This is a genomic window from Flavobacterium aquidurense (assembly GCF_001404985.1).
Taxonomy (GTDB): domain Bacteria; phylum Bacteroidota; class Bacteroidia; order Flavobacteriales; family Flavobacteriaceae; genus Flavobacterium; species Flavobacterium aquidurense_B.
This window is the reverse complement of record NZ_JRLF01000006.1, coordinates 135553-153689: the sequence shown is the minus strand read 5'-3', so window position 1 is coordinate 153689 and position 18137 is coordinate 135553. Positions and strand designations below refer to the sequence as shown.

Here is an 18137-nt window from a genome sequence, read left to right as displayed (position 1 = left end):
CCTGATGGAAGCGGTATCCTTTTTCTGGCTTCTTTAGCCGGGAAAAGATATAGCGGACAGCAGGAAATAGCTCCTAATTCTTTAAATTTAAATCCCAAATTCCAATTGGATAGCACTTCGACTTTGCTCAGCGTGACAACTTGAAACTTGAAACTAAAAAAACTTGAAATAAATTTTTTCTAATCTTCGTCAGGCTCATTCATGATTTTCTCACGATACTTTTTACCTATTAGTAAAACCAATTTTAGTTTATAATCGTCAACCAGCCATTCGCGATAATTTTTACTGCATTGGCTCAGGCATTTTGCATAACGTTTAATACGGCATTCGATATCATCATCAAGTTCTTTCCCTAATGATTTTGCTTCCTGCAAAGTTTCTGTATTATCAACACACATTGCGGCGTGTTGTTCTAATGATTTGTCTAATACTACTTTAGAACGTAAATTTTGTTTGATGATGAGTTTATGTTCTTCATCAACATCAAAAGTAACATCGGCAGTTTTAGCAAATTTTGCACGTAATTCCGGTGGCATGCTGTATTTAAAATACAATTCGATCTCAGTATCATCACGCAGATTTTCCAGATAAAATTCTGGTGATTTAAAGATATGCTGCCAGTTTACCGGCTCACTCCATAAACCAAAACGTGCGGCATTATTTCCTAAATCGATCACTGTAAACTCGTCTTTACCAGGTAATTTACGAGATCCACGACCAATCATCTGGTAATATAATGTAAGCGATTTTGTTGCTCTGTTTAAGATAATAGTTTCAACTGTTGGCTCATCAAAACCTGTAGTTAAGATTCCTACAGAAGTAAGAATTGCATCAGGAGTCTTTTTAAACCATGCTAAAATATCTTTACGTTCTTCAGAACTGCTTGTATTGTCAAGATGTCTGATGTCGTAACCTGCTTCTCTAAAAGTTTCGTATACATATAATGATGTATGGATACCATTGTTGAAAATCAAGGTTTTTTTACCTAATGAACGTTCTGTATATGCATGCAAAAGTTTTTCCTGCATGATGGTATTCGTATACAAATCGTCTGAAGATTTTACGGTATAATCTCCGTTGATACCTACTTTTAGCGATGTTAATCCCACATCATAACTATAAGTAGTTGCTCTGGCAAGGAAACCTTTGTCGATTAATGAACTAATAGTGTCTCCCACAATAAGTTCATCGTAACTCTGGTGCATTGGTAATTTTATATTCGAACTCAACGGTGTTGCTGTTACTCCCAGAATAAAAGCATTTTTGAATGAGTTTAATAATTTTCTGAATGAATTGTAATGTGCCTCATCAATAATAACCAAACCAATGTTGTCAAGATGTAATTTCTCATCATTGATACGGTTTTTTAAAGTCTCGACCATAGCCACAAAACAAGAGTATTCGTTTTGGTCTGGTAATTCTTTTACTTTACTGTTAATGATTTTATTAGAAACACCAAAACCTTTTAGCATTTTTGAGGTTTGTTTACAAAGTTCGATACGATGCGTTAAAACCACCACTTTTTTATCATTATTAGCTAAATAACGACGAACGATTTCAGAAAAAATAACTGTTTTTCCTCCACCTGTTGGTAATTGATATAATAAATGATGTTTCGAAGGAGCATTGTCTAAACGTTCAAAAATGGCATCGATATCGCCTTTTTGGTATGCATAAAGTTCTTTTTTCTCTTCTCTTTCTATTTCTAAAGTGTTTTGAGACATTGTTTATTTTTGGATTTTTGCAAAAATACACCTAAAAAACAGTTATTCATCTTATTTTAACGTAAAATAAATGATTTTTTTAAATAAGATTTTTTATGAGAAAAGCCTTTATAAGTCAATTTTGTCTGAAATTGCCTCAAAATCATACTTGTTTTTCCATTTTTGTTGAATAGTTTCTCGTTGAATTGAAAAAACACGATCTTTAAATTCAGTCAAAATTCCGTTAGAAATTATAAAATTAACAGCCTGCTCAAATGAATTAAATATACTTTTGTAAAATAATTCCTGCTTAATAAAATTATTTGAAGAATAGGTTTGTGCGATTTCGATGTTATAAAGCATCAGATCAGCAATTACAAAAGGATCAACTCCAATCATTATAAAATGCTTGATGATTTTTTGGGCAACAGAACGTCTCAACTTTGCTTTTGGACGCCATTTTGCATTGGGCTTCTTTATAGGAAAATATTCATGTGAAATTTTGACTTTAGATTCCTGCAAAAGTTTATCCTCTTTAGGATTAAAAACAAAATCATAATAGACTTTTACTGGACTAAATTTTTCATACAACTCGATAATTTGTTCTTCGAGTTGTTCCTTGGTCAATTCGCCCAAATATTTTTTTAAATCGCGTTTACTCATTATCAAAGTTTAAGGTTACAAAAGTAAATTACTTTATTGATTCATACCGCAAAAACCAACCATAATACTTAATTTTGCTTGTATAAAACTTAAAAAACAGATACATGCTCAAGATTTTCAAAGTTACCGCAATTTTAGAGGGAATTTCTTATTTGGTATTATTCGCTAATATGTTGATTATCAAAAACAATAATCCTGAATTATATCACACGATATTGCGTCCGTTAGGAATGACTCACGGTGTTTTATTTATTGGATACATAATATTGGCAGTTTTGCTTAGAAAATCTCAAAATTGGGACTTAAAAACTTTCGGAATCATCCTGATTGCTTCTCTTATTCCTTTTGGAACTTTCTATATTGAGAAAAAATATCTGGAAAATAATGCATAAGCTTTTGGATAAAATATTTAACTTTTTATATCCGCTATTTAGAGATTGGGGAATGAGCCGCAACTTTGCGTCTTATATTAGCCTGACTCTTAATATTGTTATCATGGTGGTTTTGGCTTTTGCCATATATTATGTAGCAAAATTTGTTTTAGTGACCTTAACAGCGATTTTTGCGCAAAAAACTAAAACCAAGTTTGATGACTACTTAATACACAACAAAACCACAAAATATACGGCGTATTTAATTCCGTTTTTCTTTATTTACAAAGCGGTTCCTATTATTCTGGACAAATATGAATATTGGGAATCCCTGTTTGGAAAAATTGTGGGTATTTATATCGTTTTGATTAGTTTATGGATTATCAGAACAATTTTTAATGCTTTACGCGATTATCTAAAACAGAAACCGGAATACAGCGACAAACCTATTGACAGTTTTGTTCAGGTTATCATGATTGTCCTCTGGATCTTTGGTGTTGCAATGATTATCTCGACGTTGTTCGGAATCAAAAAAGGAGAATTGTTAACCATTTTGGGGACGCTTTCGGCAATTATCATTTTGATTTTCAGGGATACAATCTTAGGATTTGTTTCTAGTGTTCAGGTTGCCATAAACGATATGGTTCGTATTGGTGACTGGATTACAATGGATAAATTTGGTGCCGATGGTGATGTGATCGAAATAAACCTGACAACAGTAAAGGTTCGAAATTTTGATAATACGATTACCACGATTCCGACATATGCTTTGAGTTCAGACTCTTTTCAGAACTGGCGAGGCATGCAAAAATCTGACGGAAGACGTATAAAAAGACATATCCTGATAAAAAGCAGCAGTATTCGTTTTCTGAATAACGATGATCTTAATCATATGAAACGCGTTCAGCTTATAAGTTCTTATATCGAAACCAGACAAGCAGAAATTGAAAAATACAATGATTTGCGTGGTGTAGATAAATCACTCTCTTTAAATGGCCGCAATATGACAAATCTGGGTTTATTCCGTAAATATATCATGCAATATTTGGTAACGCATCCGGGATTAAATAAAGATATGCATATTATGTGTCGTCAGCTGCAATCGACCGCGCATGGGGTTCCGTTAGAGATTTATGCTTTTTCGAGTGATAAACGCTGGGCTAATTACGAATATATTATGGCAGATATTTTTGATCATGTTATGGCTTCGGTTATTTATTTTGATCTCGAAATATTCGAATTGCCATCGACGATAGGACCGCTTAATTAGTTTTCAGTCTCAGTCTCAGTGGCAGTCTCAGTTTTCAGTTATACTGTGACTGAAAACTGAGACTGAGAACTGAGACTGAAAACTATTTTTTAATTTCTTCAAAAATAAATTTCGAATTATCATATTCTATTGGTGTTCCGGGCATAAAACATGGAAGATTAAAGTATATGCCTATTACACCACTTCCTAAAAATAGTTTATTTTCTTTTTTTAATAAAGCAAGCGGTACTCTTTTCCAGCTTCCACCGTTTGATATATAATGAAAATCACCTCGTAAAGTATCTCCTTTTATATCTCCTCTTACATCTCCGGAATCTTTACCTTGTTGATAATAAGATCTTTCGTAGCGTCCGAAAAAGCGTTTATCATTAATATTTATCGCTAAAATTGCAGTGTCCTTGCCATTTACAGCGTGATATACAATATGTTTGTACTCGCTTTTTTTATCTTTAGAATTGCAGGAAACTAGTATGATTACGATTAAAATTGTAAATAATGAAGATTTTATATTCATAGGAAGGATTTTCTCTTTACATTATAAGTGATGTAAGCTCATTTAAAATGGTAGGTTTATTTTATTTAGTTAAATGATTCAAATTTATAATAGCTGATATAACTTATATGGTGAAATTTAATATATAACTTATGTGTAAAATTATTTTTTGCATTGGAATTTTTTCTAAATTTAAAGAAAAAACATGGAAGATAGAGATGCTTTTTTAAGAGAATTCAGAGGCGAAACTTTAGGAACTGTAAGTGCTCAATCTTCACCAGATGAGTTGTTTCAAAATCAGACAATTAGACCTATTCTAAAACTTCAAAATGATTTGTTTATAGCGGTTTTTATCAACTACGTCAATAAGAACAAAGCTGATTTTTACTCCTATACGATCGAAAAAAAACTTCAAACCATAGAAAATTCCATTCAAAAAGATATTAAGTTTCGAAATTCTCTAAAAGGAATTATCATGGCGCTTTTTACAATTGAAGAATATGATACTTATATCCAGAATTCCTCTAGCTTAAATAAAAGAATGATGAATTTGCTGGTTGAACGCTTGAAAAGCCAGGTACAATTGTTTGAGTTGGAAACTAAATAAATATAGTAAATGTCGATTAGAACCTTTTGGATAATCTTAATTAAAATATTGGGATTAATTTTAATTTCTCAAACTATTACAATAATCCCTGAATGGATTTCATCAATTTATTTTTTTATATGAAAATGGAGATACAAAAAATTTAATGATCCTTATTTTTAGTGTCTTTATCGTTCTTTTAATCTTTTATTTAATCTCAAGATTTTTTCTTTTCAAAGCTAATTGGATCATCGATAAATTTAGGCTTGACAAAGGTTTTGAAAATGATACAATAGAATTAAATTCTAGTCAAAATAAGATAATTTCAATAGCTGTAATTATGATAGGAGGATTTATGTTTATCCAGAATATTCCAATTATATTTAAGGAATTTTTTGTCTTTTTCCAGCAGAAAATTCTTTTCAAAGATTATTCAAAATCTGGTTGGATTATTTTTTACTTTTTTAAAATTATCATGGGTTATTTATTAATGATGAACAGTTTTCGAATTGCGAGATTTATTGATAAACAGAAATAAAAATTAAGGATTTATGTTTAACCAATTCCGAAATAAATTCCCATTATCTGATGAAAAATGGATTCAATATACGAACCTTTTCAGTCGCATTGAAGTTCCAGCAAAGACAACTCTTTTAGAAGAAGGTGAAATTTCGAAAAAGCTTTTTATAATTGAAAAAGGATGCATCAGGGTTTGGTTTAATAATAATGGAAAAGATTTGACAACTCAATTCTTTTTCGAAAATCAAAGTGTTGCTTCTATCGAAAGTTTTATAAAAAAAATGCCGAGTCCCGTTGTGGTTGAAACTATTGAATCTTCTGTTTTATGGTGGATTCACAAAAACGACCTGGATAAAATTTTGGAAGAAATTAAAGAAATTCCAGAGTTGCGAGATCGTTTAATTGATATGCTTTTTCAGCGCACATTTGATTATATGAAATATTTTGTTTCTTTTATAAAAGACTCTCCTACTCAGCGTTATCTTAATTTAATTAAAGAAAGACCTCAAATAATTCAGCGTGTTCCGCAACATTATATAGCTTCTTATCTTGGCGTAACAACCGTTCATTTAAGCCGTATAAAAAGCAAATTAATACATAGCAAATAGTCAAATTTTACCATATAAGAAATTATAAGCAAAACTTAAATTAACTTATATAACTTATATGGTTTATTATTTTATTTGATAACAAATGTTATCGTGCAGCCATAAATGACGCTCTAATTTTGCTTCATAAAATATAATAATTATGAAAGCAGTAGTTGTTTATAAAAAAGGCGAATTGCCAAAATATGGAGAATTCGCAGATCCGATTATCCAAAACGAAAATGAAGTTTTAATTTCAGTAAAAGCAGTGGCGATTACAAATCTGGATAAAGGAATTGTAAGCGGTGATCACTATTCTTCTGGTCATGAGAATCAAAACGGAATTGTAATTGGCAGTGACGCAATAGGTTTTCTTGAAAACGGAACAAGGGTTTATGCTCGTGGACTCAGCGGTACAATTGCCGAAAAAGCGATTGTAGAAAAAAGCAGAATGGTTCCTTTACCTGAAGGAATTAGTGATGAAATTGCAGCATCAATGCCAAATGCCGTAGCTGGTTCAGCGATGGCGTTACGTTTTAGGGCTAAAATACAATCAGGAGAAACAGTTTTGATTAACGGAGCTACTGGTTTTACGGGTCAAATGGCAATTCAGATTGCAAAACATTACGGTGCAAAGAAGATAATTGTTACCGGAAGAAACGAAAAAACACTTCAAAGTTTACTGGAATTAGGTGCTGATGAAATTATTTCTCTTAAACATGAAGATGAAGCTATTATTGCTCAATTGAAAGTAATTCAGCAAAATACGCCTATTGATATAATTCTGGATTATTTATGGGGACATTCGGCAGAATTAATTTTCTCCTTTTTAAAAGGAAAAGGAAATTTTACGCATCCTGTTCGATATGTTTCTATTGGCGCTATATCTGGTGATTCTATACAATTATCTGCCGCAATATTAAGAAGTGTAGATTTGCAATTATCAGGTTCAGGTTTAGGAAGCTGGACTAAAGATGAAGTAAAACTATTGTTTTTAGAAATTCTTCCGGAAATGTTTCTTCTTGCCGCTCAAAACAAATTGAAAGTCAATATTGAAACTATTCCTTTAGCTGATATTGAAAAAATGTGGAATGCAGAAGTTCCGGATGGTAAACGATTGGTGGTTATGGTTTAATGTTGTTTAATTGAACGCGGATTAAACGGATTGCTAAAGCATGACGCGGATAAAAACGGATTTTATAATATTCGTGAAAAAAATATCCACACCGTTTGTCATTTCGAGGAACGAGAAATCTCCACAAGAAATTCCGCAACGATAGTCTTAACTTTGTAGAGTTACTCACGAAGATTTCTCGTTCCTCGAAATGACAAGATTGTGTCTGAGCTTTCTGTTTTATTTATCTTTAATATTCAGGACAAGACACTATAAATAAAAAAAAAGGTTTGACGAGAATTACTTTCGTCAAACCTTTTTTATTGAAATAGCTGTAAAAAATTACTCTTTCGACAACATCAATTCTTTGATGTATTTTACCGGAGCGCTACCAAAACTTAAGAATTTCTCATGGAATTTTTTAAGGTTGAATTTATCTCCTTCTTTCTTTTTAAGTTCTTCTCTCAGGTTATAAATTTCAGTATATCCTGTAAAATAGGAACATAATTGTACTTGAGATAAAGTAACACGTTTCCATTTTCCATCAGCTTCAGCTTGTTGCTGGAAAGCTTCTTTGGTCAATAAATCGATAGCAGCTTCTTTAGACATATTTTTTGTATGAACACTAATGTCTAAGATTGTATTACAAGTAGCTCTTAAATTCCATTTATAATACATTAACCACATTTCGTCAGAATTTTTATAACCGCTTTCCAGCATCATTTTCTCTGCATAAACTGCCCAACCTTCAACCATTGCACCGTTTCCTAAGATTGATTTAATGATACTTGGTGATTGGTTGCTGTAAACCAGTTGCGTATAATGTCCTGGAACTGCTTCATGAATATTCAGAATCTGAAGGATATAATCGTTGTATTCGCGTAAATAACTTTCTGCATTTTCAGCTGTCCAGCCTGTCATACTTCCTACATTATAATAAGTATTTGCATTTTTATCATAAGGTCCGGGTGCAGAAATAGAAGCTCCGGCAACTCCAGCCATATAAGCCGGTTCTTTACGTACTACAAGTGGTTTTGATGGATCTATGTATAATAAATCTTTCGCTTTTACATATGCTGTTAATTCCGGGATTTGTTTCTCAATTTCAGATTGAAATTTCTCCGGTGTAGTATGTTGTAATGAAATTTTATCAATTACTTGTTTGATTAATTCCAGTTTGTTTGTTGGTTTTGCTTCGTTTCCTTTGTATTTAGTCCAAAGTTTATCAGCCAAAACAAACATTTTATCATGCAAATCTTTTTTGTGATCGTTTGCCACTTTAAAAATTTCATCTGCAGTATAGCTTGACTGAATATCAAAATTAAATTTTTTAGCATATAATGCAGCACCTAATCTAAAAGTACGCGGCGTTTTGTTTGGTAATTTTTTTAACCAATCAGCATAATCTGTAACTGCTTTTTTTGCAATTTTTGCTTTATCCAGCATTTCTTTTTTCTCAGCAGCACTTAATTTACTTTGTTCCAAAGCAGCATTCAAATCAGTGTCAAAAGCAGATGAACCGCCAAGATTTTGTGCTATTGCAAGTTCAGTGTGTTCAATAGTTGGATTTTTGATGTTCTTTTTAGCGGCTTCATAATAAGCCGGAACATTATTCATTTTTACATTAAAAGCACGCAAACGAACTTCTAAAGGATCATATTTTCCATTTAAAATCTCTGCAAATGCTCCACATACATTGTATTCAGAAGGATTCCATTCAGATGATTTCATTTCTTTGATGCTAAAAATAGTAGCTTCAAGCTGATTTTTTATCATTTGAAAATCGGTCTTGTTATTATCAGACAAATTTTCAATGTCAAATTGTTTTAAAGAATCCAATTGCGCATTGACAAAATCAAGCTGAACTTTTTCTTCGTTAGCATCCGGAATAGACAAAATACTATCGTATTTATGATACCCAACGCTTGAAGCCCAACCTGGATTAATTTTCCATAGAGAAGTTACAAAACCATCTTTGTACTTGTCAAATTTTCCATCTAAAGCTTTATCTTCGTTAGACTTAGTACTTTTGTTACAAGAAAAAAGTAATGAAATTGCAAAAACTGAAACAAATAGTTTTTTCATAAGTTAATTTTTTAATGGTTTAAAGATAGAAAAAATGTTCTTTATGCAAAACTATTTGCTATTTGTGATCAATATTTCAATAAATCTGATAAAACTTCTTCAAAACGATTCTTTGGTAAAAACTGATCTTCTAATGCTTTTGTAAACGGAATTGGAGAATCTAAGCTCGCGACCCTTTTTACCGGAGCATCCAGATACTCAAAACATTCCTCCATAATTAAGGCTGAAATATCACTTGCGATTCCACCAAACAAAGTGTCTTCCTGATAGATGATAACCTTTCCGGTTTTCTTTACAGAAGCAAAAATAGTTTCAGTATCTAAAGGCTGTAAGGTTCTTAAATCTATTAAATCAGCTTCGATCTCAGGATTTTTAGATAAAGTATCCAAAGCCCAATGTACAGTAGCTCCAAAAGCAATAATAGTAACTGATTTTCCTTCTTTCAGCAAAGCTGCTTTTCCTAAAGGAATTGTATAGTAATCAACCGGAACATCCTGATAAACGCTGCGATACAATTGTTTATGTTCAAAAAATAAAACCGGATTCGGATCATTTATAGACGTATTCAATAAACCTTTTGCGTCATATGGAAAAGCAGGATAAACTACTTTTAGTCCCGGAGTTTTAGTAAACCAGGCCTCGTTTGTCTGTGAGTGAAATGGTCCTGCCTGAGTTCCGCCGCCACAAGGCATACGAACTACAACATCAGCCTTTTCTCCCCATCGATAATGCGATTTTGCCAATAAATTTACGATTGGATTGAAACCTGTCGAAACAAAATCAGCAAACTGCATTTCTACAATCGCTTTATAACCATTTATAGACAATCCCATTGCGGTAGAAACCACGGCACTTTCGCAAATTGGTGTATTACGTATGCGGTCTTTTCCAAATAAGTCTACAAAACCATCAGTGATTTTAAAAGCGCCTCCATATTCTGCAATATCCTGCCCCATTAGTATGAGGTTTCCGTGACGTTTCATAGATTGCTCCAGACTATATCTGATAGAATCTATAAAACGTATATTTTTCACTTCCTCAGAAGGGTTAACTTCTTCATGTTGATATGGTTTGTAGACATCATCTAATTCTCCGCTATAAGTAGGGACAATTTCTGGTTCTGCATTTGCAATGGCTAAATTTTCATCAATTTCCTGTTTGATCTCGTTGTGCAATTGCTCGTCAAATTCAGTGGTAAGGATGCCATTTTCAGTTAAATATTTTCTATAGTTTGCTACCGGATCTTTTGCTGCCCATTCGTCCATTAATTCCTGTGGTACATATTTTGTCCCGCTTGCTTCTTCATGTCCGCGCATTCTAAATGTTTTAAACTCTAATAAAACCGGATGCGGATCCTTTTGCATGTCTTCTTTTAACTGCGTAATTTTATTAACGATTTCAACGATATTATTTCCGTCAATGATATAGCTTTCAATTCCGTATCCAATACCTTTATCTGCAAGGTTTTCGCATAGATATTGTTCGTTTGTAGGAGTCGAAAGTCCATAGCCATTATTTTCTATAATAAACATTACAGGCAATTTCCAGACAGCAGCAATATTAAGCGCTTCATGAAAATCTCCTTCGCTTGTGGCGCCTTCTCCGGTAAATACTGCTGTTACTTTTTTATTGTTTTGAAGTTTATCAGCCAAGGCAATTCCGTCTGCGATCCCTAATTGAGGGCCTAAATGGGAGATCATTCCTATAATATTATATTCTTGGGTTCCAAAGTGAAAACTCCTGTCCCTGCCCTTTGTAAAACCATTTGCTTTTCCTTGCCATTGTGAAAATAAACGGTGCAACGGAATATTTCTTGTAGTAAAAACACCTAAGTTTCTGTGCATTGGTAATACATATTCAGTTTCATCTAAAACTGCTGTAACTCCTACTGCGATTGCTTCCTGCCCTATTCCGGAAAACCATTTTGAAACTTTTCCTTGTCGAATCAGAATGAGCATCTTCTCTTCGATCAAACGGGGTTTAAGGATTTTTTTATATAAATCTAATAATTGTGCATCAGTAAGGTTTTGTCTGTAAAAGATCATTTGGTTCGTTGTTTTAGTGTTTCAAATATAGAAAAATATAACAATTTTATTCATTTTTGTTATAATTTTTTAATTTTAATATAACTTTTAAAATGCAAATCTAAAATATTCTCTACCTTTGTTACTGAAAGGTCTTACAAGTCCTTTATCCTATCAATAAAAAATGTAAAGTATGCAAAACATTCCTAGTGTAGACTTACGTGATTTCCTTTCGGACGACCCGAAACGTAAACAAAAATTTGTAAATGAAATCGGCAGTGCATTTGAAAACATTGGCTTCGTAGCCCTAAAAGGTCATTTTTTAGACGACCAGTTAGTAGACGAGCTTTATAGCGAAATTAGAAAATTTTTCGCTTTGCCAGTAGAAACTAAGCATAATTATGAAATTCCCGGTATTGGCGGGCAAAGAGGCTATGTATCTTTTGGAAAAGAACATGCCAAAGGACGTAAAGAAGGAGATTTGAAAGAATTTTGGCATTTTGGTCAGTATGTTGACAAAGATTCCAAATATGCTTCAGAGTATCCGGAAAACGTAGAAGTTAAAGAATTACCCCGTTTTAATGTTGTGGGGAAAGAAGCATATCAAATGCTTGAAAAAACAGGTGTTTATGTGTTAAGAGCTTTGGCTTTGCATTTAGGTTTAGATGAGTTTTATTTTGATCAATATGCAAAAGAAGGAAACTCTATTTTAAGACCAATTCATTATCCACCAATTACTTCTGAGCCGGAAAACGCAATTCGTGCAGCAGCTCACGGAGATATTAACCTGATTACTCTTTTAATGGGAGCACAAGGTAAAGGATTACAAGTTCAAAATCATGATGGAGAATGGATTGACGCTATCGCAGAAGACGATCAATTGGTTATTAATGTGGGAGATATGTTATCAAGACATACCAATAACAAACTAAAATCAACAATTCATCAGGTAGTAAACCCACCAAGGGATTTATGGGGAACTTCACGCTATTCAATTCCGTTTTTTATGCATCCTGTAAGCGATATGCGCCTGGATTGTTTAGAAAACTGTATTGATGCTGAAAATCCTAAGAAATTCGAAGATATTACTGCGGGAGATTACTTATACGAACGTTTAGTAGATTTAGGTTTGATAAAAAAGTAACACTAAATAAAATTGAAATATTAAAATTCCAAATTCCAACTATCAATTGGGATTTGGAATTTAATTTTTAGAAACCACAACTATTGAAATTTATTTTTTAGCATAAAAATTTATGGACTTACAAGATCAATTAAAAAACTTATTTCCGGATCACGTAGAATCAAATGAAACTGAAGAAATTCAGGAACAGGATCATGTTCTTTATATTCAAAAAGAACCTATGATTTGTAAATTCGAAAAGCGAAAAGGAAAAGCTACAACCATAATCGAAGGTTATGAAGGAAGTGACGAAGATTTTAAAATTTTGGCCAAAGAAATTAAAACAAAATTAAGCGTTGGCGGAACTTTTAAAGATGCTTCAATCATTATCCAGGGCGATTATCGCGATAAAATCATGGAAATCCTGAAAGCAAAAGGATTTAAAACAAAACGTGTTGGAGGATGATAATTTTAGATTTTAGATTATTGATTTTAGATTTTAGATTGAATAAAAAAAATTAACCCCAAAGCACGCAAAGAATTACAAGTGAAGGTTTTTTGCAAAAAGGCTAAGAACGCAAAGCTTTGTCTTTTGAATTTTAGGTTATTGAGATTTGATTTTTTTAAATTATAATTTCAGATGTATAAAACCTTTGAACCTTTGTCACTTTGAACCTTAAAGAAAAAATATGATACAAAACTCAGAATTAATACTTAATCCGGACGGAAGCGTTTACCACTTAAACCTTCGTCCTGAACATATAGCTCACGATATAATTTTTGTTGGAGATCAAAACAGAGTAGAAAAAATTACACAATTTTTTGATTCGATTGAATATTCTACCCAAAAAAGAGAATTTAAAACACAAACCGGAATTTATAAAGGCAAAAGAATATCTGTAATGTCAACCGGAATTGGTCCTGACAATATTGATATTGTGATAAATGAATTAGATGCTTTGGTAAATATTGATTTAGAGACACGCCAGCCAAAAAAAGAATTAACATCTTTGAATATTATCAGAATTGGAACTTCAGGTTCATTGCATGCTGATATTCCGGTTGATAGTTTTGTGATGTCTAAATTTGGTTTGGGATTAGATAATATGCTTCGCTCCTACCTGATTGATGAAGTATCGAATGCAGCGATCGAAGATGCTTTTATTGCACACACGAATTGGGATATCAGAAAAGGAAAACCTTATGCGATTGCGTGTTCTGAAAAATTAGAAAAAATTATTGAGTCAGATAAAATATTTAAAGGAATTACAGCTACAGCCGGAGGTTTTTACGGGCCACAAGGGCGTGTTTTACGTTTAAACATTCAGGATGAAGCATTAAACAGTAAAATGGACAGTTTTAATTTTAATGATGAAAAAATCACTAATTTAGAGATGGAAACAGCTGCTATCTATGGGTTATCAGCACTTTTAGGACATAATGCGTTATCTCTAAATGCAATTATAGCCAATCGTGCTTCTGGAACTTTTAGTGAAGATCCTTATAAAGCAGTTGATGAGTTGATTACGTACACTTTGAACAAGCTGGCTCAAAAATAATCAGGAAATTTGTCAGTTAGATAATTAAATAATTTATGCAAACTGCTATTCTTAGATTTGAAAAATTATTGTTGGAAAATGGCACTTATTTTCCAACAATAACTCAAAATATATTAGAGGAAAGAAAACCCGGAAAATGGTCTAAAAAAGAAATTTTAGGACATTTAACAGATTCAGCGCTTCATAATCTCGTTAGGTTTACAGAAATAAATTATCTCGAAAAACCTTACCAACACAGACCATATAATCAAATAGATTTAGTAAATTTAAATCAATATCAGGAAATGGATATTCAGGAGTTAACACAGCTTTGGTTTTTATTAAACAAGCAAATTGTGAAACTCATGAAATCTGTTGATGAGAAAGTTTTAGATTATAAAATTGTTCTGAGTGATGAATCAGTAATTGATTTAAAGTTTTTGATGACTGATTATATAGAACATTTAGAACATCATATCAATCAGATAAAATCTTAGAATTATGTTTTTAAGAGTAGCAAGACATACCAATAACCTGGAAGCAATTGAAGATTTTTATGTCGACATTCTTGGTTTTGAGCGATTAGGAGGTTTTGAAAATCATAATAATTATGATGGTATTTTTATTGGAAAATCCGGTTTAGACTGGCATTTTGAATTTACACAATCCCAAACAAAAGCAAATCACTCTTTTGATGAAGATGATGTAATTGTACTTTATCCAAAAACAATTTTAGATTATAACGAATTAATAAAAAGGCTTTTACAGCATAATATTTCAAGTATACATGCAATTAATCCTTTCTGGAATGAAAACGGACAAATGTTCCTGGATCCGGATGGTTATCGCATTGTTGTTTCGCCCTTGAAAGCAGAAATAGACGAAATTAATTAGATAATAAGTCAATTTAAAAATTAGAGAATTGATTTTAATTCTTGAGATTAAAAAATATTACAAATAAATAATGGCAGAAGAAACACATAAAAAAATACTATTCAAATATTACAGCACCTATCTTGAAGAGATTGTTTCAGAAACGATGTGGGCTGAAGTGATTGATGTTGAAAAGGGATACTTTAAATTGGATAATATTCCGTTTTTTGGACCTTTGATAGCAACCGATGATATTTTTCGTGCAGAATATGACGAAAATGAAAAAAACTTTATACATAGGGAAACCATACAGAGTTCAGGAAATTCTATCGTTCAGGTTCTAATTTTGGAAGAAGGATTTGATAAGGAAATTATCAGGGAGAAATTAAAATCAATTAACTGCATATCAGAAGGGTTGAATGATACTTTTTTTGCTGTTGAGATTGTTAAAAATGTAGATTATTCTATAGTTAAAAGTTTATTGGATGAATATGAATCAAATTCAATAATAGAATTTGCGGAGCCTTGTCTTTCTGAGAAACACAGAACCGATTTATTAAAAAATTAAACAAACAAACAAACAGACTTAAAATACGCTTACCAAACTTAAACTTAACTAAAAATGAAAACTGTAAAAATTGTAGGTGTTCCGGAACACTTCAATTTGCCATGGCATTTATGCATTGAAAATGGTGAATTTGAAGCTGAAAGCATTGATTTGCAATGGAACAATATTCCGGAAGGTACCGGCAAAATGTGCCAGATGCTTCGTGATGGTGAAGCTGACATTGCTGTTATTTTAACCGAAGGAATTGTAAAAGACATCGTTGCCGGAAACCCCAGTAAAATTGTTCAGATTTATGTTCAGTCACCTTTGATCTGGGGAATTCATGTTGCGGCAAAATCAGATTTTCAAAGTGTAAAAGATCTCAAGGATAAAAAAGTAGCAATTTCCAGAATTGGTTCCGGATCTCAGTTAATGGCTTACGTAAATGCACATGAAAATGGCTGGCAAACTGATAATTTGCAATTTGAGATCATCAATACCATCGATGGTGCCGTTGAAGCTTTGACAAAAGGAACGGCTGATTATTTTATGTGGGAACGTTTTATGACAAAACCGCTTGTAGATCAGGGAATTTTCAGACGTGTTGGCGACTGCCCTACTCCATGGCCTTCATTTGTAATTACGGTTCGTGATGAATTCCTGAAAAAGAACCCTAAAACAGTCGAAAAAATACTTGAAATTATAAACAAAACAACCCAGGATTTTACTCAGATCCCTAATATAGACAAAACATTATCAGAATTATTCAATCAAAAGATCGAAGATATTCAGGAATGGTTAAAACTTACACAATGGTCTCAAAAGAATTTGAGCGAAAAAGCATTTATTAAAATTCAAAATCAGTTATTTGATCTGGGAATTATTGATAAAAAAAGTACTTTTGTTGAAACTGTAAAAGCGCTGTAAATACTGCTTTTGATTCTTATGATAAAATTTCCTAAAATTGACTTTCCGCAATTAAAATCCAGATTACAGGTGAAATCTCCCTGGGACAGGATTATTATTATGCTGTTGAGCCTTTTAATTACGATTCCAATTTTTATCATACTGCATCAGAACCTAATTGATTTAGAATGGCCATTTAATCTTGACCGTGTCTTTATTTTTATCTTTGTGTTTGCTGCTATTTTCTTTCTTTTAATGTATCTGCGAACTATAATCATCTTATGTATAGCAATTTATATATTGGTGCTTATCTACGGAAGTGTAATAGGAAATTATGGTTTTAGTGAAATATCCGAAGATTATAATTCAATGATTTATACGATGTCTGATAATCCTTTTCCGCAGGATATTATTGTGGCAAAGCTGCTTCCGTTTCCTAATAAATCAAAAATTATTAATGCCATAGAATATCAAAACCCAAAGGTTCGCAATTTTGCCATAATGGCGACTACAAAGCACTTTAAAGGGATAAAAGGGTATTCAGATTATAGAACTATTATTCAGTGTTTTGCAGTTTTTAAAGAAATAAACGGACGTTGGAATTATGTTAATGATCCTAAAGAAGGTGATTATATTGCAACGGCAAGCGAATCATTAGAATATTTTTCCGGCGATTGCGATGATCATTCTATTTTAATGGCTGCCGCAATTCGTTCTATTGGCGGAACTCCAAGGCTAATTCATACTAAAGGGCATATATATCCGGAAATTCTGATTGGTTCCTTAATTGATCTGGAAAAAGTCAATTATTTAATCAAGAATGTACTTTTTGTAAAAGAAAGTTATGGCAAAAAAATCCATTACCATATTGACGAACGCGGGCAAGTATGGATGAATCTTGATTATACAGCCAAATATCCCGGCGGACCATTTATGTACGAAGAAATTTTAGGAGCGCTAACTTTAAAATAATTTTTAAAGTTAGTAATGATTTGAATTTTAGAGGTTTCAGGAATTTATATGAAGACACACTAACGGGTGTCTTTTTTTTTGTGTATTGCTGTTTTTATCCAAGTATTGCATTTGCTGATTTAATAAGGAATTGTAGGTTTAATTCCTGTTTATTTTTATAAATATTTGATTTTTAGATTTTTAATTAAAAATATTTTTGTAAATTTCTGTGGTCTAACCTTAATCACAAAATCATGAAAAAATCTAAATTATTTATCTTCGGAATTGCATTATTAGCAGTATTAATGGTTTCATGTCACAAATATCGAAACAAACTGGTAAACTCCTGGAAAATCACAGCTGTTGAACCAAAAATACCTCTTTCTGACTCTTTAAAAAATGTAATCCTGACTCAGGGACAACTAACATTTACAAAAGACGGACATGTTACGGGATATCTACAAAGAGAAATAACGGATGGTACATTTGCGTTGACAAAAGGAGGAAAAAGTTTAGTAATAAAAGATGAAACAGGAACCCCATATCCTTGTGAAAGTACTATAACTAATGACGAACTGATTTTAGACAGCAAAGAGATGAAAGTCACACTCAAAAAAATATAGCATATACTTTATATAAACCTGATTAACCACGCAATACAGCGTGGTTTTTTATTTAAATTAAACTCTAAATTCAGGTTCGTTATAAGGATTGGTATTTTTTCTTTAAAATAAAAACACAAATTGTATCTTTGCATTCTTAAAATAATACAAATCATTTATGT

General features: G+C 32.2%; 19 protein-coding genes. 14 read left to right on the top strand and 5 right to left on the bottom strand.

What is annotated here, in order from left to right:
• Positions 1–179 precede the first annotated feature (179 nt).
• Positions 180–1724: a DEAD/DEAH box helicase gene (locus RC62_RS02320; RefSeq protein ID WP_055092241.1), complete on the bottom strand. Its 1545-nt coding sequence runs from the start codon at positions 1722–1724 to the stop codon at positions 180–182.
• A gap of 108 nt (positions 1725–1832) precedes the next feature.
• On the bottom strand, positions 1833–2366 hold the full coding sequence (locus RC62_RS02315; RefSeq protein ID WP_055092239.1) for a DUF6155 family protein: 534 nt from the start codon (positions 2364–2366) through the stop codon (positions 1833–1835).
• A gap of 104 nt (positions 2367–2470) precedes the next feature.
• On the opposite strand from RC62_RS02315, the gene RC62_RS02310 reads away from it, so the two are divergent.
• Together RC62_RS02310 and RC62_RS02305 are read left to right on the top strand one after the other, a co-directional pair.
• Positions 2471–2758 carry a DUF3817 domain-containing protein gene (locus tag RC62_RS02310; RefSeq protein WP_055092237.1) on the top strand — a complete coding sequence of 96 codons (288 nt, stop codon included), beginning with the start codon at positions 2471–2473 and terminating at the stop codon, positions 2756–2758.
• Positions 2751–4007 (top strand): mechanosensitive ion channel family protein, encoded by a 1257-nt coding sequence (locus RC62_RS02305; protein ID WP_055092235.1) that lies wholly within the window; start codon positions 2751–2753, stop codon positions 4005–4007. The genes RC62_RS02310 and RC62_RS02305 overlap by 8 nt, the downstream gene beginning before the upstream one ends.
• Positions 4008–4089: 82 nt before the next feature.
• Here the strand turns inward: RC62_RS02305 and RC62_RS02300 are convergent, their stop codons facing one another.
• Positions 4090–4521 carry a hypothetical protein gene (locus RC62_RS02300; RefSeq protein ID WP_055092233.1) on the bottom strand — a complete coding sequence of 144 codons (432 nt, stop codon included), beginning with the start codon at positions 4519–4521 and terminating at the stop codon, positions 4090–4092.
• Between the two features lie 184 nt (positions 4522–4705).
• On the opposite strand from RC62_RS02300, the gene RC62_RS02295 reads away from it, so the two are divergent.
• The 3 genes from RC62_RS02295 to RC62_RS02280 all read left to right on the top strand — a co-directional run bounded on the left by RC62_RS02295 (position 4706) and on the right by RC62_RS02280 (position 7327).
• Positions 4706–5107: a hypothetical protein gene (locus RC62_RS02295; protein ID WP_055092231.1), complete on the top strand. Its 402-nt coding sequence runs from the start codon at positions 4706–4708 to the stop codon at positions 5105–5107.
• Positions 5108–5637: 530 nt separating this feature from the next.
• Complete coding sequence (locus RC62_RS02285; RefSeq protein WP_055092227.1) at positions 5638–6213, top strand: Crp/Fnr family transcriptional regulator; 576 nt, start codon at positions 5638–5640, stop codon at positions 6211–6213.
• Positions 6214–6355: 142 nt separating this feature from the next.
• The gene (locus tag RC62_RS02280) at positions 6356–7327 is read left to right on the top strand and encodes a zinc-binding alcohol dehydrogenase family protein (RefSeq protein WP_055092225.1); all 972 of its coding nucleotides are present in this window, start codon (positions 6356–6358) and stop codon (positions 7325–7327) included.
• 321 nt (positions 7328–7648) lie between these two features.
• Here the strand turns inward: RC62_RS02280 and RC62_RS02275 are convergent, their stop codons facing one another.
• Positions 7649–9391, bottom strand: coding sequence for a DUF885 domain-containing protein (locus tag RC62_RS02275; protein ID WP_055092224.1), 1743 nt, complete (start codon positions 9389–9391; stop codon positions 7649–7651).
• Between the two features lie 68 nt (positions 9392–9459).
• Positions 9460–11436: a thiamine pyrophosphate-dependent enzyme gene (locus RC62_RS02270; protein WP_055092222.1), complete on the bottom strand. Its 1977-nt coding sequence runs from the start codon at positions 11434–11436 to the stop codon at positions 9460–9462.
• Between the two features lie 172 nt (positions 11437–11608).
• On the opposite strand from RC62_RS02270, the gene RC62_RS02265 reads away from it, so the two are divergent.
• The 9 genes from RC62_RS02265 to RC62_RS02225 all read left to right on the top strand — a co-directional run bounded on the left by RC62_RS02265 (position 11609) and on the right by RC62_RS02225 (position 17976).
• Complete coding sequence (locus tag RC62_RS02265) at positions 11609–12559, top strand: isopenicillin N synthase family dioxygenase (RefSeq protein WP_055092220.1); 951 nt, start codon at positions 11609–11611, stop codon at positions 12557–12559.
• A 112-nt stretch (positions 12560–12671) separates the two neighbouring features.
• Complete coding sequence (locus RC62_RS02260; protein WP_055092218.1) at positions 12672–13004, top strand: translation initiation factor; 333 nt, start codon at positions 12672–12674, stop codon at positions 13002–13004.
• Between the two features lie 223 nt (positions 13005–13227).
• The gene (locus RC62_RS02255; protein ID WP_055092216.1) at positions 13228–14097 is read left to right on the top strand and encodes a nucleoside phosphorylase; all 870 of its coding nucleotides are present in this window, start codon (positions 13228–13230) and stop codon (positions 14095–14097) included.
• 35 nt (positions 14098–14132) lie between these two features.
• Entirely contained in the window at positions 14133–14573 is a 441-nt protein-coding gene (locus RC62_RS02250) for a DinB family protein (protein ID WP_055092214.1), read from the top strand.
• A gap of 4 nt (positions 14574–14577) precedes the next feature.
• Complete coding sequence (locus tag RC62_RS02245) at positions 14578–14970, top strand: VOC family protein (protein ID WP_055092212.1); 393 nt, start codon at positions 14578–14580, stop codon at positions 14968–14970.
• 70 nt (positions 14971–15040) lie between these two features.
• Positions 15041–15517 carry a DUF4265 domain-containing protein gene (locus tag RC62_RS02240; protein ID WP_055092210.1) on the top strand — a complete coding sequence of 159 codons (477 nt, stop codon included), beginning with the start codon at positions 15041–15043 and terminating at the stop codon, positions 15515–15517.
• Positions 15518–15571: 54 nt separating this feature from the next.
• Positions 15572–16423: a substrate-binding domain-containing protein gene (locus RC62_RS02235; protein WP_055092208.1), complete on the top strand. Its 852-nt coding sequence runs from the start codon at positions 15572–15574 to the stop codon at positions 16421–16423.
• 18 nt (positions 16424–16441) lie between these two features.
• Positions 16442–17374, top strand: a complete 933-nt coding sequence (locus RC62_RS02230) for a hypothetical protein (RefSeq protein ID WP_055092206.1) — start codon at positions 16442–16444, stop codon at positions 17372–17374.
• A gap of 233 nt (positions 17375–17607) precedes the next feature.
• A complete protein-coding gene (locus RC62_RS02225; RefSeq protein ID WP_055092204.1) occupies positions 17608–17976 on the top strand; it encodes a hypothetical protein in 369 nt (122 codons plus the stop codon).
• Positions 17977–18137: the final 161 nt, after the last annotated feature.